18 protein-coding genes are annotated in these 21131 nt (G+C 57.5%); 6 read left to right on the top strand and 12 right to left on the bottom strand.

What is annotated here, in order from left to right; translation table 11 throughout:
- Positions 1 to 74 precede the first annotated feature (74 nt).
- The 4 genes from GOV85_RS16320 to zwf all read right to left on the bottom strand — a co-directional run bounded on the left by GOV85_RS16320 (position 75) and on the right by zwf (position 5611).
- On the bottom strand, positions 75 to 1694 hold the full coding sequence (locus GOV85_RS16320) for a long-chain-fatty-acid--CoA ligase (protein ID WP_171180048.1): 1620 nt from the start codon (positions 1692 to 1694) through the stop codon (positions 75 to 77).
- A gap of 185 nt (positions 1695 to 1879) precedes the next feature.
- Positions 1880 to 3484 carry a glucose-6-phosphate isomerase gene (gene pgi, locus GOV85_RS16315; protein ID WP_171180046.1) on the bottom strand — a complete coding sequence of 535 codons (1605 nt, stop codon included), beginning with the start codon at positions 3482 to 3484 and terminating at the stop codon, positions 1880 to 1882.
- Positions 3485 to 3488: 4 nt separating this feature from the next.
- Positions 3489 to 4160 carry a 6-phosphogluconolactonase gene (pgl, locus tag GOV85_RS16310; RefSeq protein WP_171180044.1) on the bottom strand — a complete coding sequence of 224 codons (672 nt, stop codon included), beginning with the start codon at positions 4158 to 4160 and terminating at the stop codon, positions 3489 to 3491.
- Positions 4157 to 5611, bottom strand: a complete 1455-nt coding sequence (gene zwf / locus GOV85_RS16305; RefSeq protein WP_171180041.1) for a glucose-6-phosphate dehydrogenase — start codon at positions 5609 to 5611, stop codon at positions 4157 to 4159. Before zwf ends, pgl begins: the two co-directional genes overlap by 4 nt.
- A 165-nt stretch (positions 5612 to 5776) precedes the next feature.
- On the opposite strand from zwf, the gene GOV85_RS16300 reads away from it, so the two are divergent.
- On the top strand, positions 5777 to 6730 hold the full coding sequence (locus GOV85_RS16300) for a radical SAM protein (RefSeq protein WP_171180039.1): 954 nt from the start codon (positions 5777 to 5779) through the stop codon (positions 6728 to 6730).
- On the opposite strand, the gene GOV85_RS16295 is transcribed toward GOV85_RS16300, so the two are convergent.
- Positions 6731 to 7426, bottom strand: coding sequence for a hypothetical protein (locus GOV85_RS16295; RefSeq protein WP_171180037.1), 696 nt, complete (start codon positions 7424 to 7426; stop codon positions 6731 to 6733).
- Between the two features lie 101 nt (positions 7427 to 7527).
- On the bottom strand, positions 7528 to 7797 hold the full coding sequence (locus GOV85_RS16290; protein ID WP_171180035.1) for an usg protein: 270 nt from the start codon (positions 7795 to 7797) through the stop codon (positions 7528 to 7530).
- A gap of 192 nt (positions 7798 to 7989) precedes the next feature.
- On the opposite strand from GOV85_RS16290, the gene gyrA reads away from it, so the two are divergent.
- Positions 7990 to 10713: a DNA gyrase subunit A gene (gene gyrA / locus GOV85_RS16285; RefSeq protein WP_171180033.1), complete on the top strand. Its 2724-nt coding sequence runs from the start codon at positions 7990 to 7992 to the stop codon at positions 10711 to 10713.
- 107 nt (positions 10714 to 10820) lie between these two features.
- Here gyrA and GOV85_RS16280 read toward each other — a convergent pair whose 3' ends face one another.
- From GOV85_RS16280 to GOV85_RS16265, 4 genes are all read right to left on the bottom strand, one after another.
- A complete protein-coding gene (locus tag GOV85_RS16280; RefSeq protein WP_171180031.1) occupies positions 10821 to 11516 on the bottom strand; it encodes a THxN family PEP-CTERM protein in 696 nt (231 codons plus the stop codon).
- A 447-nt stretch (positions 11517 to 11963) separates the two neighbouring features.
- Complete coding sequence (locus GOV85_RS16275; RefSeq protein ID WP_171180029.1) at positions 11964 to 13433, bottom strand: carboxypeptidase M32; 1470 nt, start codon at positions 13431 to 13433, stop codon at positions 11964 to 11966.
- A gap of 4 nt (positions 13434 to 13437) precedes the next feature.
- Positions 13438 to 14583, bottom strand: coding sequence for a heme A synthase (gene ctaA / locus GOV85_RS16270; protein WP_171180027.1), 1146 nt, complete (start codon positions 14581 to 14583; stop codon positions 13438 to 13440).
- Positions 14584 to 14642: 59 nt separating this feature from the next.
- On the bottom strand, positions 14643 to 15386 hold the full coding sequence (locus GOV85_RS16265; protein WP_171180024.1) for an RNA methyltransferase: 744 nt from the start codon (positions 15384 to 15386) through the stop codon (positions 14643 to 14645).
- 163 nt (positions 15387 to 15549) lie between these two features.
- Here GOV85_RS16265 and GOV85_RS16260 point away from each other — a divergent pair, with 163 nt between their 5' ends.
- Positions 15550 to 16170, top strand: a complete 621-nt coding sequence (locus tag GOV85_RS16260; RefSeq protein ID WP_171180022.1) for a thiamine phosphate synthase — start codon at positions 15550 to 15552, stop codon at positions 16168 to 16170.
- A 7-nt stretch (positions 16171 to 16177) separates the two neighbouring features.
- On the opposite strand, the gene GOV85_RS16255 is transcribed toward GOV85_RS16260, so the two are convergent.
- Positions 16178 to 17320: a HupE/UreJ family protein gene (locus GOV85_RS16255; RefSeq protein ID WP_171180020.1), complete on the bottom strand. Its 1143-nt coding sequence runs from the start codon at positions 17318 to 17320 to the stop codon at positions 16178 to 16180.
- Between the two features lie 169 nt (positions 17321 to 17489).
- Here GOV85_RS16255 and GOV85_RS16250 point away from each other — a divergent pair, with 169 nt between their 5' ends.
- From GOV85_RS16250 to GOV85_RS16240, 3 genes are all read left to right on the top strand, one after another.
- Complete coding sequence (locus tag GOV85_RS16250) at positions 17490 to 18383, top strand: PfkB family carbohydrate kinase (protein ID WP_171180018.1); 894 nt, start codon at positions 17490 to 17492, stop codon at positions 18381 to 18383.
- Positions 18380 to 19291, top strand: coding sequence for a pseudouridine-5'-phosphate glycosidase (locus tag GOV85_RS16245; protein WP_171180016.1), 912 nt, complete (start codon positions 18380 to 18382; stop codon positions 19289 to 19291). Before GOV85_RS16250 ends, GOV85_RS16245 begins: the two co-directional genes overlap by 4 nt.
- 79 nt (positions 19292 to 19370) lie before the next feature.
- Positions 19371 to 20048 carry a DUF502 domain-containing protein gene (locus GOV85_RS16240; protein WP_171180014.1) on the top strand — a complete coding sequence of 226 codons (678 nt, stop codon included), beginning with the start codon at positions 19371 to 19373 and terminating at the stop codon, positions 20046 to 20048.
- On the opposite strand, the gene GOV85_RS16235 is transcribed toward GOV85_RS16240, so the two are convergent.
- A complete protein-coding gene (locus tag GOV85_RS16235; protein WP_171180012.1) occupies positions 20049 to 21074 on the bottom strand; it encodes a patatin-like phospholipase family protein in 1026 nt (341 codons plus the stop codon).
- Positions 21075 to 21131: the final 57 nt, after the last annotated feature.

The raw sequence follows: 21131 nt of genomic DNA, 5'->3' as shown, positions 1-21131 counted from the left end.
GAGCAGTTGACTGTTAATCAATTGGTCGTAGGTTCGATCCCTACCGCCGGAGCCATCTTCTCCCTTAACTGAAGTTAACCCGTCAGGGCGTCTTCGAAATCCGCGCGCAGGTTGCGTTTCAGGACTTTCCCGGTTGCGTTCAGCGGCAGTGCATCGACAAAGACCACCTTGTCCGGGATTTGCCACTTGGCGATCTTTCCATCGAAGAAGCTCAGCAATTCGTCTTCGCTTGGGTCTGCCCCTTCAGCCTTTACAGCAACCAGCAGCGGCCTTTCGTCCCATTTCGGGTGCGGTACGCCCACCACGGCGGCGGTTGCAAGCTTGGGATGCGCGACTGCGATATTCTCAAGCTCAACGGAGCTGATCCATTCGCCGCCGGATTTGATAATGTCTTTGGATCTGTCGCGGATGGTCATATAGCCATCCGGGTCCAGCGTTGCGACGTCGCCGGTGGCAAACCAGCCGTCCCGAAGAAGCTGCTGATCTTGCAACATAAAATAGCTGTCCAGAACCCAATGCCCCCGTACCATCAGATCGCCCTGAGTTTCGCCGTCATGCGGCAGATCATTGCCATCATCATCGACGATTTTCAGCTCGACCCCAAAGGGCGGCCTGCCCTGACTCAGGCGGATTGCGTGCTGTTCTTGCAGTGGTAGCTCAAGATGCTTGGCCAGAGGGTAGTTTGTTGTGCCCAGCGGGCTCATCTCGCTCATGCCCCACGCATGAACCGTATCGACGCCATAGGTTTCGCGGAAGGTTTCGATCATCGAAGGCGGACAGGCCGCGCCCCCGATCACAGTTCGATCCAGGCTTTTCAACTCGGTCCCGCACTTGGCGGCATGGGCCAGCAAACCTTGCCAAATGGTCGGCACACCCATGGCCAGGGTCACACCATAGGTGTCGATCAGGTTGACCAGCGCCTCGCCGTGCAAATCCTGTCCCGGCAAGACCATCCGCGACCCCGACATGGCACAGGCATAGGGCGATCCCCAGGCGTTGACGTGGAACATCGGCACGACGGGCATGACGACGTCCATCGCAGAATAACCGATCACATCCTTTGTGTTCGACGCAAAGCTGTGCAGCAGGGTCGACCTGTGGGAATACAGCACGCCCTTGGGATTGCCCGTCGTGCCCGAGGTATAACACAGGCTTGATGCCGTGTTTTCATCCAGATCAGGCCATGTGAAGCCAGCATCTCCTGTTTCGATCAGTTCATCATAGAACACTAAACCGGGGATCTGTGACGCTGCCTCTTCATTGCGTGGGCCCATGAGGACAAAGTGCCTGACTTCGGTAAGCGCATCGTGCAGCGCTGCAACCAACGGGATGAATGTTGCATCAAAGAACAGCACACGATCCTGAGCGTGGTTGATGATATAGGTCAGTTGCTCGGGGAACAGGCGCGGATTGACCGTGTGGCAGACATAGCCAGCGCCGGAGGTTGCATAGTAAATCTCAAGATGCCGCCGGTTGTTCCAGGCCAGAGTTCCGATCCTGTCCTGTGGCTCTAATCCCAGTTTTGTTAGCGCTGATGCCAGGCGTCGGGCGTTCATCGCAATCTCAGACCAGTTGGTCTCGGAAATCGTACCGTCTGTTTCGACCGAGATTATCCCGGTTTGGCCGTGGTAGCGTTCTGCATGATCAATAAGTGACGAAATCAGCAGGGGCTGCGTCATCATCTGTCCCAGCATGGACATCCTCCCGTCGTTGGCGGGGTCTTAGATGACCCCTGCCTTATCCATCTGACATTAACAGCTAGGGGCGTGCCCCATTGCGTCAATCCAGTCGTTTCCTAGGAAGGAACCCTGCCAAGCATTTAATTGTCTGACAATAAAAGAATGCCACCCACTAGTGCAGCAGGCTGCGTTTTGGGGCGTTAATCCCGGTGTTTCAACGCATAGGCGACCAGCGCAGCGGTGGATGCGTCCTTGCCTTGGGCGCTTTCTTCACCGTCCACAATGGGGCCAAGCGACGTGGCCAGCTCCTTGCCCAGCTCCACCCCCCATTGATCGAAAGAGTTGATACCCAACAGCACACCTTCGACAAACACCCGGTGCTCATACAGGGCAACGATCTGACCCAGTACGAATGGTGTGAGTTTCTGATAAATCAGAGTGGTGGACGGACGATTGCCGGGGAAAACCCGATGTCGCGCCTGCCGCTCCAGTTCCGCACCTGTCAGCCCGTTTGCCGCCATGCGGTCTCGGGCTTCGTCCAGTGACCGGCCGCGCATAAGGGCTTCGGACTGCGCCAGACAATTGGCCAAAAGCAAGCGGTGATGATGGGTCAGCTCGGGTTCGTGCCCTTCGGCCGCAACCATGAATTCGCATGGGATAACGTCCGTACCCTGGTGAATCAGTTGGTAGAAGGCGTGCTGACCGTTCGTGCCCGGTTCCCCCCAGACCACAGGGCCCGACGGAACAGTCAGGGAAGAACCATCCATCGCCACCGATTTGCCGTTCGATTCCATTTCCAACTGTTGGAAATAGGCTGGCAGCCGCAATAGCCGCTGATCATAGGGCAGCACGGCGCGGCTGGCATGGCCCAGAACCTGACGATGCCAGATACCGACCAGCGCCAGCATGACGGGCACGTTCTCAGCCCAATCCGCCGAGCGGAAATGCAGATCCATCGCCTGCCCACCACGCAGAAACGCGTCAAACGCGTTTGAGCCAACAGCGATCATGACCGGCAGGCCCACTGGCCCCCAGACCGAATAGCGCCCACCGACCCAATCGGCGAATCCAAAAACATGCGCCTCGGGAATGCCAAACGCCTGCGTCTTGTCCAATGCGCTGGATACGGCGGCAAACTGTCGGGACGGATCGCCTCCGCCTTCGGACATCCAGGCGCGGGCCGTGCGCGCATTGGTCATTGTCTCAATGGTCGTGAAGGTTTTCGAGGCGACAATCACCAAAGTCCGTGCCGGATCCAACTGACGCAGCGTGTCAGCGATATGCGCACCATCCACGTTCGAGACGTAATGCAGGCGCGGCCCGTCATGATACGGAGCCATCGCGTGTGTGGCCATGACCGGGCCAAGATCCGACCCACCAATGCCGATATTGACCACATCGGTAAAGCTGCCCCCTGCCCCCGCAATCGCACCACCGCGCACTTCCTCGGCGAAAACCCGCATCCGTTGCAACGTGTCCAGAACCTCGGGCATGACGTCCTGACCATCCACTTCGACCGGGCCACCGTCCAGATTGCGCAACGCTGTGTGCAGCACTGCGCGCCCTTCAGTTTCGTTGATCTTTTCGCCCGCAAACATCGCATCGCGCCGCGCCGAAAGACCGGCGTCTTCGCACAGTTGGATCAGCCCCGCGCGCACGCTTTCGTCGATCTGCGTCTTGGAGTAATCAAAATGCATATCCCCGGCCGAAGCTGAAAATTCCACAGCCCTGTTCGCGTCCGCCTCAAACAGGTCCAAGATACGGCGGTCCGCGTCTGCCAATGCCTTCAAAGCGTCCAGTTGCATGTGTTCACTCCGACCAATGGACAGTCATACCGCTCAGCACAGCGGCGATTGGTGCGTCTTCCGGTGGCAGCGACATGACTTTTTCCAACGCGTCGCGCTTGGTCTGACCGTAGATAATCAGGTGCTTGGACAATGCCCCATCCAGGACCGGCGCGGTCAGGGAAATGCGCGCCTCGGGCTGCACCTCGGTGCGCGCGACGGTTAATGTAGGCGCATCACTGCCCAATGCCTGAGCCAGCCCTTCCATACCCGGAAACAACGAAGCCGTATGCATGTCATCACCCATTCCAAGAACCAGAACCGACAACGGCAACACCGGCGCAATCAGAGATTCGATTTCGGGCAACGCCGCCTCGGGTTCCGCACCGGGTACATAGAGCGGAATGTAATGCGCAACAGACGCCCGGTTCGTCAGCAGTCTTTCGCGAATCAGACGCTCGTTGGAACGCTCGTGATCGGCAGGTACACACCGTTCATCTGTTGGCAAAACTCGCACACGGTCCCACGCCACGTCCGCTGCACAAAGGCTGTCAAACACTGGCCCCGGCGTTGTCCCACCGGGAACGGCCAGCGCAACAGTGTCATGATGCAACAATGCAGCCTCCAGATCGCCCGCCAAAGCATTTGCCACGTCGATGGCCAGCATTTCGCGGTCTGCATATTCCTGAATATTCATGGCTTGATTCCTTGCCAACGGCGACCATCTCGTTTCATCAGCAGCTCGGCGTCGCCCGGCCCTGTGCTGCCGCTGTCATAAGGTTTCGGCACGTCGCCGCGCGCCAGCCAGCCAGCGATGATTGGATCGGTCCAGGCCCAGGCGGCCTCGACCTCGTCCCCGCGCATGAACAGCGTCTGGTTGCCCCGGATCACATCCATCACCAACCGTTCGTAAGCATCTGGCGGGTCCTGATTTTCGGGTCCCAAGGCTTCGGCAAAGCTCATGTCCAGTGGGACATCGACCAGACGCATCCCACCCGGCCCCGGTTCCTTGATCGTCACCTTCAGGGTGATCCCTTCATTGGGTTGCAAACGGATCGACAATGCATTGGCGTGCCGTCCGGCTTCTTCCCCGAAGATCGAATGCGGCGCGTCCTTGAACATCACATTGATCACCGAAGACCGCGCCACCAACCGCTTACCCGTGCGCAGATAGAACGGCGTCCCGGCCCACCGCCAGTTGCTGATGTGGGCCTTCAACGCCACATAGCTTTCGGTGGTTGAACGCGGATTGCCAACGCAGTCTCGGTATCCCGGACCCTCGGGCCCTGCAGCGAACTGGCCGCGCACAATGTGATGCGGCTCTACCTGGTCAAGCGCCCGGATTACCTTGAGTTTCTCGTCGCGCACCGCGTCGGGATCAAATTTGGCCGGAGGTTCCATCGCGATCAGGCAGAGCAATTGCATCAGGTGGTTCTGCACCATGTCCCGCATTGCGCCTGCGCGCTCGTAATACTCCTCACGCCCGGAAATCCCCACGGTTTCAGCAACCGTGATTTGAATGTGGTCGACATATTGGCTGTTCCACAAGGGTTCGAACAGCATGTTGCCAAAGCGCACAGCCATCAGGTTCTGCACGGTTTCCTTGCCCAGATAATGGTCGATCCGGTAAATCTGGCTCTCGTCGAAATGTGCAGCCAGCGTGGCATTCAGGGCCCGCGCACTGTCCAGATCATGGCCAAACGGTTTTTCCACCACGATGCGGGTGTCGTCCGTCGCCAGATTATGCGCCCTGACCCGCTCGGCCAGCGGGCCGAACAAACTTGGACCAACCGAGAAGTAGAACGCCCTTATGCGGTCCGATGACAGCTTTTGGCCCAGAACATCCCAGCCTTCTGCTGTCATTGCATCCAGAGGCACATAGTCAACCCGCTGCAGAAACCCGGTCAGCGCCCGGCTGTCCTGCGCCCGCTTCGGCGCATGTTGGCGCAAAGAATCGGCAACCATCTCGCGAAACTCTTCCGCAGTATGGTTCGCCCGGGCTGCTGCAAGGATTTTCGTGTCATCATGCCATTGCCCGGCACAGAACCTACGATACAGGGCAGGCAGAATTTTCCGCTGCGCCAGATCACCAGTGCCGCCGAAAATAATCAGATCAAAAGGATCAACAGGGATGACGCGTGAAACCATAAGCTGTCCTTAACCCGACCCAACTTGCATGTCCAATGTTAGCGCAACCAAAAATGAAAACTCAAAGATCATCAAAACTCTGTTAGAACCGCCGCGTCACCCTTACCAAATCCCCGACAACACGCTAGTTCGAACCAAAGATTTCAGCAAAAGCCGGACGCGGGAATGAAAGACAATGCCCCTCAGCTTGCCAATATCGGCAAGTTCCAAGACAAACTGGTGACAGCAGACGGGCAGACCCGCGCAACAGTTTCACTGACCCAGCCAGACACGCTTTGGTTTAACACAGGTACGCTGTGCAACATCGAATGCGTGAACTGCTATATCGCCAGCAGCCCGACCAATGATGCTTTGGTCTATCTGACCGCGGATGAAATCCGTGATTATCTGGACCAGATCGACGAGCGCAATTGGCCCGTGCGCGAGATCGGCTTTACCGGCGGCGAACCCTTCATGAACCCCGAGATGATCGAGATGACTCGTGCCGCGCTGGAACGTGGGTATGAGGTCTTGATTCTGACCAATGCGATGGCCCCGATGATGCGCCGCAAGATGCGAGAAGGATTGTTGGAGTTGCAGAGCAAATACAACGACAAGCTTACGCTGCGCATCTCAGTCGATCACTACCGCCCCGACCTGCATGATGAAGAGCGCGGCAAGGGCAGTTTCGACAAAACCGTTACCGGGATGGAGTGGTTGCGCGATCACGGTTTCAACATGGCGATCGCAGGCAGGTCGGTGTGGGGAGACACGGATGCAGAAAGCCGCGCTGGTTATGCTGCGTTCTTCGCCCGGCATGACTTTGACATCGACCCGAACAATCCAGCTCAGACCGTTCTATTCCCCGAGATGGACGAATCCGTGGAAGTGCCTGAAATTACGACGGCGTGCTGGGGAATTCTGGACAAATCCCCAAATGCGGTGATGTGTGCCAATTCGCGCATGGTGGTCAAACGCAAAGGTGCGGATCGCCCTGCCGTTCTGGCCTGCACGTTGCTGCCTTATGAGCCCGAATTCGAGATGGGGCACAGCCTGGCCGAAGCCGAGGCGGATGTTCACCTTAACCATCCCCACTGCGCCAAGTTTTGCGTTCTTGGCGGCGCAAGCTGCTCGGGTTGATCAGTTCAGTTCGGGCGACTTCCAGAACTTGGTGCCGGACGCACCTGCCGACACGCGCCATCCTTTTTTGCTGAGCACAAAGAAAGAGCGCCCATCGCTAAAGCGCACGGTTTCGCCCTTTTTGTCTTCTCCATACATGGCGCCGGTTTCAGCCGTCGCGTCATAGCCATGGAGAATGAAGTTGTCCAAATCTGAAGGGCTTTCGAACAGGATCACAAACTTGGTCTCAAAGCCGCCAATGCCAATGGCCGCGCCCACACCACCCGTGCCCATGTTCATATAGGTGTGCTGACCAGTGTCTTTTGAAACGGCCACACCGCGCCCATACCCTGCCGATACCGGAAACACCGAAATCTTGCGCGAGTCGAAGGCCGCATAACCTGCGCTGACGTCATAGAGTGACTGCGCTTCGGGGTTTTCGGCAAGCAACTGATCAAGGATTTCTCCTGCCATCACGTCCAGCTTGGCACGCGTTTCTTCCGGCGTTGCTTCGTTGGACAGCAAGTCCGACGTGGAATCGATGGTTTCATCGACGACCGCAGCGCCTTTGTTGACAGTATCACCGACGCTTTCCGCGCCGCGACCGATCGCTTCTGCGGTGTTTTCAGCACCCTTCTTTATCTTGTCCAGAACGCCTTCGGCACAAGCGGGACCACTTAGGCAAAGCGCCGCAGCAAAAAGAAAGGCTTTTGTCATGGTTTGTTTTCCTGTGGCAGCAACAGATTGGCCGTCACCTTACCCGACTTGCCTTAAATGAAAACGGATAATTCAATGGTCAGTCAGGCATTACCGACCACTCAATTCACGCGAAACTCGCCAACCATGTTACGCCACTCACCCGGTGCAATCATCTTGCGGTGGGTGAATTTGACCGAATGCAGCGGACCTTCAATCTCTCGCTGCCAGAAATCGATGAATTCGAACAGTTTCGGATGATCCGGCGCCAGGTCGTAGTCCTGCCAGATGAACGTGTTTAGTACGTGGATATAGTCGGGCATATGGTAGAAGAATTCCGCCGTTGTCAGACCGTACCCCTTTAGCATCAATTCGGTTTCGCTTGGGTTCATGCGGACCTCTGGTTTGTTGCAAGGTCTCTTCAGGCTAGCACAGAAACCTTCTAATTCTTGGATAACAATATGTTACCGGGACGTTACCGTGGTTTTTCGCACTCAATGCGCTGCTTGCTTGCACCTTATGTGCCGGGTCTGATAAGGTGCATCCACAAGATATAGACCCAAGCCAAAGATCGGGCAGTTTACGTGAGCGATACGCCAGAAATTCCTGAAAACATGGACGAAACCCCGCCAGAGCGCCCAGTGTATGACGGCCCGACGGTCTCCATCGAATCCGAAATGCGCACATCCTATCTGGACTACGCCATGTCGGTCATCGTATCCCGCGCGATCCCGGATTTGCGTGACGGCCTGAAGCCGGTGCATCGCCGGATTCTGTATGCGATGCACGAAACCGGGAACACCCATGACAAAGCCTACCGCAAGTCTGCGCGCCCGGTTGGCGACGTAATGGGTAAGTACCACCCGCACGGGGACTCAGCTATCTATGACGCGCTGGTGCGGATGGCGCAGGATTTCTCGATGTCGCTGCCTTTGCTGGACGGTCAGGGCAACTTTGGTTCGATGGACGGCGATAACCCAGCGGCCATGCGTTATACCGAAGTGCGGATGGACAAACCGGCTGCCGCACTGCTGGCTGATATCGAAAAAGAGACGGTTGATTTTCAGGACAACTACGACGGCAAAGACAAAGAGCCAACCGTTCTGCCCGCGCGTTTCCCGAACATGCTGGTCAACGGCGCCGGTGGTATCGCCGTGGGTATGGCGACCAATATTCCGCCTCACAATCTGGGGGAGGTGGTCAACGCCACGCTGGCCCTGATCGACGATCCTGACCTGACCTCAGAGCAGTTGATTGAATACGTCCCCGGCCCCGATTTCCCAACGGGTGGCGTCATGCTGGGCCGATCTGGTGCGCGCAAGGCCTATCTGGAAGGTCGCGGCAGCGTCATCATCCGCGCCAAGACTCGTGTCGAAGAAATCCGCAAGGATCGCTATGCGATTGTCGTGGATGAGATCCCGTATCAGGTAAACAAAGCCTCGATGATCGAAAAGATCGCCGAAGCGGTGCGCGAGAAACGTATTGAAGGCGTCAGCCACGTGCAGGACGAATCCGACCGCAACGGTGTGCGTGTCGTGGTCGAACTGAAGCGCGATGCCACGCCCGAGGTGGTTCTGAACCAGCTTTATCGGTTCTCTCCGATGCAGACTTCCTTTGGCTGCAACATGCTGGCGCTGAACGGCGGCCGACCCGAGCAGTTGACCCTGCGCCGATTCCTGACGTCCTTCATCGACTTCCGCGAGGATGTTGTTGCCCGTCGGACCGCCTACGACTTGCGCAAAGCGCGCGAGCGTAGCCACATTCTGTGTGGTCTGGCCGTGGCCGTGTCGAACGTGGACGAGGTAGTCGCCACGATCCGATCCTCGGCAGACGCCGCCGAAGCGCGCGAAAAGCTGATGACCCGCCGCTGGCCTGCTGCTGAGATCGAAGGTTATCTTCGTCTGATCGACGATCCTCTGTCCAAGATGAACGACGATGGCACCTATAACCTGACCGAGGTTCAAGCCCGCGCAATTCTGGAACTGCGCCTGCAACGTTTGACCCAGTTGGGTGTCAAAGAGGTCACGGACGAGCTGGAAGAACTAGCAGCCAAGATCAAGGAATATCTGGATATTCTTTCCTCGCGCGAACGCATCATGTCGATCATCGGTGATGAGCTGCGCGACGTCCGCGAAAAGTTCGCTGTCGACCGCCGCACCGAGATCGTCGACTGGTCCGGCGACATGGAAGACGAGGACTTGATTGAGCGTGAGGATATGGTCGTGACCGTAACCTCAGGCGGTTACATCAAGCGCACACCGCTGGCCGATTTCCGTGCTCAGAAACGTGGCGGCAAAGGCCTGTCGGGAATGCAGACCAAGGAAGAGGATGTCGTCACCAACCTCTTCGTGGCAAACACGCATACCCAACTGCTGTTCTTCACCACCGAAGGCATGGTCTACAAACTCAAGACTTGGCGTCTGCCGCAGTCCAGCCGGACCGGCAAAGGCAAAGCCATAGTCAATATCCTGCCAATTCCTACCGGTGTATCTATCGCCGCGATCATGCCTGTGGATGTGCCGGATGAAGAGTGGGAAAACCTCCAAACCGTCTTCGCCACCAGCGCGGGTGACGTACGTCGTAACCGACTGTCGGATTTCACCAATGTCCGCCGCAACGGCAAGATCGCCATGAAGCTGCCCGAGGGCGTTGAACTGGTGAATGCCCGCATCTGTTCGGAAGATGAAGACGTTATGCTGGTCACCAATTCAGGCCGTGCAATCCGCTTCCGCACCACCGATGTACGTGTCTTCAACTCACGTGAGTCCACCGGTGTGCGCGGCATCAAACTTACCAATGGCGACCGCGTTGTGTCGATGTCTGTGATCCGGCACTTTGAGGCCGACCCGGATGAACGCGCAGCTTACCTCAAGATGCGCCGCGCCGTGGCTGGCATTGCCGATGACGGTGAGGTGGACGAAGACGAAGCCGCGCCGGGCTCGATTACGCAGGAACGCTATGCTCAGATGTCGGCAGCCGAGAACCTGATCCTGACCATCACCACTGGCGGCGCAGGCAAGCTGAGCTCCAGCCATGACTATCCTGTTCGCGGACGCGGCGGTATGGGCGTCGCCGCCATGGACAAGGCGATGCGCGGCGGTGAGCTTGTGGCGTCCTTCCCGGTCGAGATCGATGACCAGATCATGCTGGCCACGTCCAAAGGTCAGTCGATCCGGGTGCCGGTGGATGGGATTTCCTTCAGATCCCGCAGCGCGGGCGGAGTGCGGGTCTTCAACACCGGTAAGGGCGAAGAGGTTGTCAGCGTGGCTTGGATCGCCGATCAAGGCGAGGACGAGACAGAAGAGTAATCGTTCCAACCTTTGGAAATAGAAAAACCCGAGGTTCGATGACCTCGGGTTTTTTGTATTCGAAAAGTCTACACCGCACGAATGAACGCGTGGTGGAGAAACCTTGCCTAAGCCGCTTTGCGCTTTTGGCGACGTCCGTATGCGAACAGCCCACCAATACCTCCAAGCAGCAGCCACCCGGCTGCTGGCAGCGGAACAGGCGCGATCGTATACTGACCATAAAGCGTTGCGTAGTTCTGCGCCTCTTCCACCGTACTGAATCCAGTGGAAATCGTGTTACCACCGTCCTGTGAAAAGCCAAGCACCGAGAACACATAGTTCTGTCCACCAAAGGTGAAGTTCTGAGAACCAAGTGTGTTGGCAATTGTCACAACATCGTTGCAAGGTGTTGGATCCTGAGGACAATTTGCCGATCGATTCAAGGTCTCATTATGTGTCAGTGAAAAGGTTGATGACACCAGAGGTCCGCCGCCGATCTGAAGATCGACGACAAGATCGACCGAACTCAGTACGTCCCCCGGAATCGGAAAGTTGAGGTGCGTGAACTGTCCCAGGTCAAAAGCTGTGTCCGGCGAAAGATTCAATATTGGTGTTCCCGTCGGCGTAAAATCATAACCACTTGGGTTACTGCCACCGCCCCAACGCAGCGAGATCGTAGAACCAGAACTGCTTTCCGTAATACCAGTCGTTGGATTCACGTTCTGCCATGAAGGAGAAATAGCTGTCACACTCAACGCCGAGGCGGCGCTACCAGCCAACACCCCAACTAAGGCAACCGCGGCCACATTACGTTTCAGTGCCATGTGTTTAACCCCTACCCTTGAAACACTTTTTACAAATTCGCACTCCAACTAGAGTGCTACATAGACTTGAAAACACGTAGTATCCCGGACATAATTTGGCCACCCTTTTTCCTCATTTAGGGTAAATCCCCTCAACATTGTTACCTATGTTGAAACGGTGACGCTGACTGGAAGTATTTTCAGCTTTCTATAATACAATTCCTTACACCCCAAAAATCGATCCGGGCCTATCTTATAAAGGCCTGTCAAGCGTGAACACCAAGTCAATGATGCCTCACGTACTGGATCGCGATATGGTGTCACACGCGCGGTATTGACGTCGCCAACGGCAATCATCTCTGGAACGGTCCGTCTAAGGTGAAATACGAAAAAAATCACCGTTGTCGCGGCCGCATTACCAAAGAAATCCGGCCTTTCTGCACGCAGTCCGGAGACCGAATTCTCAGGTCACAGCCCGTACAAAGCCCCAAACTTCTTTTCCAGATACGCAAGCAAAGGCTCTGGCCCCGGCTCTACACAGCTGGCGCGTGCAATGACATCGCGGGGTGCATAAAGCCCGCCATGTTGTTGAACTTGTTCGCGCAACCAGCCCGTCGCACCCGAGGTGTCACCCTCGGCCAATCGGTCATCCAGCCCTGGCACTGCCGCACGCAGCGCCTGAAACAAGCATCCTGCATAAACGTTGCCCAGCGAATAGGTCGGGAAATACCCGAACAATCCAACCGACCAATGCACGTCCTGCAAACAGCCATTCGAAGGTTTGTCGACCGCATAGCCGAAGTCGGCTTTAAACCTGTCATTCCAGGCGGCCTCGAGCTCGCTCACTTGCAGGTCTCCGGCCATCAGTGCGCGTTCCAGATCAAAGCGCAACATGATGTGAAGGTTGTACTGCACTTCATCAGCCTCGGTCCGAATATAGCCGTTATGAACACGGTTTACCGTAGCGTAAAACGACTCCGCGTCAGCGATACCGAAATCGCCGAATGCCTCAGTCATCTGTCCGAACAGCCACCCAGTAAAGGCACGCGAACGACCCAATTGGTTTTCGTATATGCGGCTTTGACTTTCATGCACGCCCATTGACACGCCGTTCCCAAGCGGGGTCAGCAAATAAGCTTTGTCGATACCCTGTTCATAAGCGGCGTGGCCGACCTCGTGTATCGTGGAATAAAAGCAGTTGAACGGGTCCGTTTCACTGGTTCGCGTGGTGATGCGCACATCCAGCCCACTGCCCGAGCTGAACGGATGCACCGCCTTGTCAACACGGCCATTGTTCAGATCATACCCAAAAGTCGTCGCCAGCTTTTGCGTCAGGCGCATCTGGGTCCGTTCATCAAAACTGCCATTCAGGGCTGCCGGTTCCGGGCGATCCAATACTGCGGCGCGTAGGGCAACCAAACGTGGGCGCATCTCATCAAAAATGGCCGCAATCTGCGTGCCGGTCGTGTAGGGCTCGTAATCTTCGACCATGGCGTCATAGACGTCCCCGCCCTGCGCAAGGGCTTCGCCCTCCTGCCGTTTGAGTGACACGACCTCTTCAAGCACCGGCAGAAAGGCCGAGACGTCTTCATCCGCCCGCGCCTGCGCCCAAGACCCCTGCGCAGCGGATGTCACACGGGCGATCGCTGTTGCCAGATCAGCAGGCACTTTCACCGCACGCTCATAGGCCCGGCGGATTTCACGCAACTGGGCCTTACCCACTTCGTCCTGTGGCGCGGCTTGCTCAAGCCATTCCGCCACACGCGGATCGGACCGGCGCGCATGCAGCACCGCTTCGATTGCGGCCATTTCTTCGGCACGTTGCGGGGCAGCCCCACGCGGCATGACGGTTTCCTGATCCCAACCCAGCCGCCCGGCAATCTGGCCCAAAGCCGAGGTTTCACGCTGAAAGGCCATGAGTTCATTGAAAGCGGTCATTGGATCAAACTCCGCGCAGGGATGTTGCGATGGGATAAGCGGTCAGGAACCGAGCACGCAGGATCAGGGTCCAGACGACAACGGCCATGAATTGGTGGAAGATCGCGATCTGCCAAGGTGCGCCATAGACCACGGTCACGATGCCGACGACAACCTGCAACGCCAGCGCGGCAAAGGCGGCATTGAAGGCAAAACGTGTCTGCGGATGCGCGCTGGTTCCACCACGACGCCAGACGATGAAGGCGAAGATGAACAGCAGATACCCCGCACAGCGGTGAATGAACTGCACCAATCCGGGACTTTCAAAGAAGTTCCGCCACATCGGCTCCAACGCAGTGGCATCCGGCGGCAACACTTGCCCGCCAATCAAGGGCCAATCGGTGTAGGACCGCCCAGCGTCGATCCCAGCAACCAGCGCCCCAACGAGTATCTGTAAAAAGGCGAAATGCATCAGACCGGTGGACAGCGAGAATAGTTTCGCCTCTTTCGCGCGGCGCGCCTGCATCAGGTCGCGTTCTTCGCGGCCCAATTCAAAGATGTACCACGCCAGAAAGCCCAGGATCACAAAAGCCAGACCCAAATGTGTGGCTAGACGATAACTGGCAACGGCGGTCATGCCCTCACCCTGCGTCACGCCTGAGGCGACCATCCACCAGCCGACCGCACCCTGAACACCGCCTAACAGGCCCGGAATCAACAGCTTACCAGTCCAGCCGGTTGGAATTTTGCGCGCTGCAAGAAAGCCAAAAAAGCCAATGGCCCAGACAAGTCCGATGACGCGGCCCAGTTGACGATGGCCCCATTCCCACCAGTAGATGAACTTGAAATCATTCAACTCCATCCATTGGTTTTGGATGCGCCATTGGTCGATCTGCTTGTATTTATCGAATTCCGCTTGCCAGTCCGCCTCATTCATCGGCGGGATGGCCCCGGTGATCGGACGCCATTCCGTGATCGAAAGGCCGCTGTCGGTCAGGCGTGTCAGGCCACCAACCGCAATCATCACGACGACCAGGGCAAACAGGATCATAAGCCAAACGCGGATCGCCTGACGCGCGCCGCCGCGTCCCCGGTCGATCATTCCCGGTTGCACGGCTTGTTGTTTTTCGGTGTCCGAGACCTCTTCGAAGATGCTGCGCTTACCGCTCATGCTGTCCTCATGTCCTGATTTTGTCGCAAGCTAGGGCTTGGTGGAAGATAGGTCCAGCCTCAGCTATTGTCTTTCCAGCGGACCATCTGCCGCATGATCCCATGCAGCATCTGCACATCGGCGCGTGTCATCCGCATCCGCGACCACAGATTACGTAGATTAACTTTCATACCCTCTGCTTTTTCAGGGGGATAAAAGAACCCGGCCTCTTCCAGACGATCCTCGTAATGCTCGACCAGTTTTTCCACTTCGATCCCTGTGGCCCAGTCGCCCTTGCCCAGATCGGTGGCCTCATGCACCACGTCTCCGGTCTGGCGCATCCACTCATAAGCGGTCAGCAACACGCATTGCCCCAGGTTCAGCGAGGCGTATTCCGGGTTCACCGGAACCGAGATGATCGCGTTGGCCTTTGCGATGTCCTCATTCTCAAGCCCTGCGCGTTCAGGACCGAACAACACGGCGACTTTTTCACCTGTTGCGACTTTCTCAGCCGCGATCTGCATCGCACGTTCTGGGCTGTAGACCGGCTTGGTTAACCCGCGCTGTCGGGCTGTTGTTGCGAAGACAAACGTGCTGTCAGCCAGCGATCCTGCCAGATCGTCAAAAAGCTGCGCCTCATCCAGCAACCGCCCTGCCCCGCTGGACATGGCCACGGCCTTGGGATTCGGCCAGCCGTCGCGTGGGGCCACGATGCGCATACGGTCCAGACCAAAATTCCACATCGCGCGCGCGGCGGCGCCGATGTTTTCGCCCATCTGCGGGCGCACGAGCACGAAGGATGGCTGAGATGTATCGCTGGGCATGGCTGTCTCCGAAAAGTTCCGCCCGCTCTAATCCGACGGCGTCAACAGGGCAACCCGATCCTTTTCTTCTGTTTCCAAATACCGCCTCGGCAGGCATAAAAGTTTGCTTCCCCGCCGCAATCCGCTAAACCGCGCCAAAGACCAAAAACCGAAGGACGCGCCCATGGACACCCCCGAGCAGCCGCAGATTTACCTGATCACGCCTCCGACCATCGAGTTGAGCACCTTCACAAACAAGCTGGCAACGGTACTGGACGGGGCCGACATCGCCTGCATCCGCCTGGCGCTGGCCGGAAGCGACGAAGACACAATCGCCCGCGCGGCCGACGCTTGCCGGGAAGTCGCCCATGCGCGTGATGTGGCCATAGTTATTTCGAACCACGTGCTGCTGGCCCAGCGTCTGGGTCTGGACGGGGCGCATCTGGACGACGCGGCTCGGTCCGTCAGGGCTGCGCGCAAGGAATTGGGCGCGGATGCAATTGTTGGTAGTTTCTGCGGTGCCTCCAGCCATGATGGCATGACAGCAGGTGAAAGCGGGGCCGATTACGTGGCCTTCGGACCTGTTGGCACGGCCACGTTGGGCGATGGTACCCGCGCAGAAAAGGACCTGTTCCAATGGTGGTCCGAGATGATCGAAGTTCCGGTTGTGGCCGAAGGTGGGCTAACGCCCGACCTGATCCGCGACCTTGCCCCCTGCACCGATTTCTTCGGAATTGGGGACGAAATCTGGAACAGCGACGATCCGCTTGGCGCGCTTAACACTCTGACAGCAGGGATGTCCTAACCCTGCATCAACGCAGCATCCAGGGCTCGGCCAGCCAATACACCCCGAGCCCTGCAATCAGGATTGAGGCCAGAACTGCAATCCGGCTGCGGGTCCTATGCGAACCGCCAGCAAACAAAAGCGCCAGTCCAAACGCAGCCGAGGCAGCCAAAACCAGCGGCACCAAAACCCCAGCCCCAAACCCCAACAACGCTGGAAGCTGATGGTCCGGCGGCACGCCGATAGCCCTAAGAGCCCTTGCCAAAGCCAATCCAAACACTGTTCCGCCAGCAAACACCGTCAACAGGCGCGCGACCTGCAACCGTCGTGCCACGAGGTTCCACAACGCCAGCCCGATGACGAACGCCGTCGGCGCGTGTAAACCAACATAGGTCGGCACGTTCAAAACGTCGTAGACAGCCAAGCCAAGCCCAACGAACACGCCAACTGACAGAAACACCACCTGCGCCACGACTGCTCGCAAGGACAAGGACAGAAACACAAGAACCAGGGCAAGCAAGCACGGTGCGAACGGCGTGTTTATGACGTGATCGATCCCCAACGCAAAAAACGTCTGTAGTGTCTGTTGCGGCGTCAAGGATGCCCCTCCGCGCAATGGTATGAGAGGGCTGGTTTCACCAGCCGCCAAGTAACTGGTATAGGGGGCCGCAACGCCCTGCTGCCGCAGCACAATCGGCCCGCCATCAACCGGCCAGCGCAGTTTCAGGTTCGAAGCTTGATCCGGAAAAGGTGCTGTTAGCAGCAGTTTGGTAACACGCGCTTCTTCCTGACCACCGCCTTCAGAGACAACCACGCGTTCCAAAGTCAGTTTCAAACGCTCGGGAACCTGGACTTCGACGTCCTGCACCCACGTTTCAACAAACGCTCTGATCTGTGGCTCCAGTTCCGATGCCGCCATCTGCCGCAGTGTCAGATACTGCGGATCCCCGGAAAGAACTTCATGCCGTGTTGGATCAAACCCAAGCAACAGTGCTTCAGCATTCAATCCAACCTCAAGGAACAGCTTTTCATCAGCGATCCAGAAATCAATCAACGTAGGTTGGTCAGATTGCGCCCTCACCGCGCTTGAAGAAAGGAACGCAAAGACGAAACAGCTAAGTACAAAGAGGGCAAAGACACGAAGGATGGCCCGAAATACACGGCCGTTCATAAGAAACGCTCCGGAAAAAGAAACAAATCACCAATCATTGTGGTCAATTGTTCCCATGCAGGTCTCGGATCGCAAGCGCAAAAGGCGTAAGTGCCGGGTGGTTCGGGAATATCTGACGGTGGTTACGTTCTGACTTGCACGGGCATCACCGCTGCGGCATGACATCCCCATGACTCAGACCAGCAATATCCTATGTATCGGATCGGTCCTTTGGGACGTGATCGGGCGGTCGGCCAGCGCAATGCGGCAAGGTTCCGACGTGCCGGGGCGGATCACGCGCCTGCCTGGCGGCGTTGCTATGAACATCGCCATGACGCTGGTGCGCTTTGGTATGACCCCCACTTTGCTGACAGCCATCGGGCGCGATCCCGAAGGCGATGAACTTGTCCACTCTTGTTCGCGTCTTGGTATGGTGACGGATCACATCTACCGCTCACAGGATTTGCCGACCGACCGCTACATGGCGGTCGAGGGTGCGAACGGGCTGATCGCAGCCATTGCTGATGCGCATTCACTGGAAGCGGCAGGCGCAAAGATCCTACGCCCTTTGATGCACGGACCTTTAGGCTATAAGAACACACCCTTTGAAGGACCCATCGCGCTGGATGGCAACCTGACGCTGGACCTTTTGGAAGAAATCGCCCAGAGCCCCGCTTTTGCCCGCGCCGACCTGCGCGTGGCCCCAGCCTCGCCCGGTAAAGCCGAACGGCTGCTGCCTTTCCTTAAGCATGCTCGCGCCACGCTTTACGTGAACCTCGAAGAGGCCGGCATCCTGTGCCAGCGCGAATTCACCGACTCTGAGAGCGCTGCCAAAGGTTTGTTGGATCGCGGTGCTCTGCGTGTATTGGTGACTGACAGTGGAAACTCAGCCACCGTGGGCAGTTCCGACGAAATCCTAACCCAAACGCCCCCGTCCGTACTGGTCACCCGCGTGACCGGTGCCGGGGATACCTTCATGGCGGCCCATATCGCCTCAGAATCCGGTGGCGCATCCAGTGATGAGGCCCTGACCCGCGCGCTGCACGCCGCTGCAACCTATGTTTCCGGAGAAACCCCACTGTGATCGACATTCAATACTCAGCCGAGGTCCGCGCCGCCAAAGACGCAGGCCAACCCATCGTCGCGCTGGAAAGCACCATCATCACCCATGGAATGCCTTATCCGCAAAACGTCGAAGTTGCGGCTCAGGTCGAACAGGACATTCGTGATGCGGGCGCAGTTCCGGCAACCATGGCGGTGATTGAAGGCAAACTGCACGTGGGGCTCGAGCCCGACCAACTGCAATGGCTGGGCCAGGCGCAAGGTGTCGCCAAGATCTCACGTGCGGACATGGCAGCTTGCATTTCGACCGGGGGCACCGGGGCCACCACCGTCGCCGCCACCATGATCGCCGCGCATTACGCCGGGATCGAGGTTTTTGCCACCGGCGGCATCGGTGGCGTGCATCAGGGGGCTGAGACGACGTTCGACATTTCTGCCGACCTGCACGAACTTGGCCATACTCCGGTCACGGTGGTTGCTGCCGGGGCCAAAGCCATCCTTGACCTCGCCAAAACGCTTGAAGTGCTAGAGACTTTGGGCGTGCCTGTCATCGCATTTGGGCAGGATGAATTTCCAGCGTTCTGGTCCGCTAAATCGCTGTTTGCTGCGCCCCTGCGCATGGATAGTGCCGACGCCATCGCCAAAGCCCACGCCATGCGCCGCGCGCTAGGTCTGCCCGGCGGACAACTGGTTGCCAATCCAATCCCTGCCACCGATCAGATTCCGGCCGAGGAACTGGCCCCCATCATCGCCGAGGCTCAGGCCGACGCAGATGCCCACCGCATTACCGGCAAGGCCGTGACCCCATACCTTCTGCAGCGCATTTTCGAAAAAACCGAAGGCCGCTCGTTGACCGCGAACATCGCGCTGGTCCGCAACAATGCACGTCTCGCAGCCAAAATCGCGCAATCGCTGGTGCATCAGGGCTGACGCAGCCCTATTGTACCAAAGCGAGGGATTGACTACCTAAACCACGGAAACCATTCGGAACTGCTCACTCGGACCTGCAATGAACACACCTTTCGACGAAGAGCCCCACCGCCGCCCCGGCCTGCTGTCCCGGCTGCGCGCATCCTTTCTGACGGGCATCGTCGTCATTGCACCTGTCTGGTTGACGGTCTGGCTGATCTGGTCGGTGGTCGGATGGATCGACAGCGCCGTACTGCCGCTGGTGCCGCAACAGTTCCAACCGGAACAATATGTTGGCATCAACTTGCGCGGCGTGGGTGTGGTGATCTTCCTGATTTTCACGGTACTCGTTGGCTGGATCGCCAAAGGAATACTGGGCCGTTCACTGATCCATTTCGCCGAAGGTCTGGTCGATCGGATGCCCGTCGTGCGGTCGGTTTATTCCGGGATCAAGCAAATCTCGGAAACGGTCTTTGCCCAGACTGAACGGTCATTTGAAAAAGCCTGCCTGATTCAGTACCCGCGTCGCGGTATTTGGGCCATTGGTTTTGTATCAACAAGCGCGCGCGGTGAGGTCAGCAAACGCGCTGAAACCGGGGGCGAACTGCTCAGCGTCTTTGTGCCAACCACGCCCAACCCAACCTCAGGCTTCCTGCTGTTTTTTCCCGCCGAAGACGTAATATTGCTGGATATGAGCATTGAAGATGCCGCGAAACTGGTAATCTCGGCAGGTCTCGTTTACCCCAACGAAAAAGATCCGACGCAGCCGCCCGAGTGATCAGCCAAACATTGCGGGCAGATCAACTGTACTGTTCTGCCCCAAATCCGCTTTGTGTTTGACAAGAAAGTCATCCGCTGCCCTTCGCCCAGCCTCTTTCAACTTGTGCAGGATGACCGGGTTGGGCACGGTTTTGGTTGCTACAGACAAGCTGTTCATCAATTCGTTATCCGCAATCATGTGAACCAGTACACGGTTCATTTCCCCGGGTTTCAGTTTTCCCTCTTTCAGCAACCGCTGCACAAAACTGATCGCCCTGAGTTCGCGAAACAGGGATGAGTTGAAGCTGATCTCATTGATCCGGTTCTGGATCTGCTGCGGTGTGACAGGCACCTCATCGCGTTCCAGCGGATTGATATTAACGATAACCACATCGTCGGGCAGATCGTCATTGAACAACGGGTAAAGCGCTGGGTTCCCTGTATACCCACCGTCCCAATACGCCTCGGTCCGCTCGGTTTCAGGATCGTATATCTCAACGGCCTTGAACAAGGTCGGCAAACAGGCCGAGGCCAGGATGGCGTCGGTTGAAATTTCATCACCCGTAAAGACGCGGATTTTCCCGCTTCGCACGCAAGTGGCACAGACAAACAGGCGCGGGCCTTCATCTGCGCATACTTCGGCGAAATTGAACCGATCAACCACCGCCTCCAACGGATTGCTGTAAAACGGACCATAGGCGTAAGGCGACACCATTCGGGACCACGCCTCGCCTATGGAATAAGGGACTGAATACTCCATAGCTCTGGAAATCGCTGCAGGCTCCACTCCTCGGAACCAATGGGCCATACGCAAATCGCCAATCGCACCCATACGCGCCCACACCGCATCCAGACTTGCGCGTGCGCCGTCGCGCCCGGCGTGCACCATACCCGACTTGAACGCTGCCCCGTTCAACGCCCCCGCTGACGTCCCGGTAATGGCCGCAACCTCGACGTCTTCTTCATCCAGAAACCTGTCGAGCACACCCCAGGTGAACGCCCCATGCGCCCCGCCGCCCTGCAATGCCAGATTGATCCGTTTCATGCCTCGGCCCCTTCATCTTTTCAGAAATACTCCGGGGGTATGGGGGCTGCGCCCCCA

The organism is Ruegeria sp. HKCCA4633 (genome assembly GCF_013034605.1).
GTDB lineage: Bacteria > Pseudomonadota > Alphaproteobacteria > Rhodobacterales > Rhodobacteraceae > Ruegeria.
This window is presented reverse-complemented; position numbering and strand designations above follow the sequence as displayed.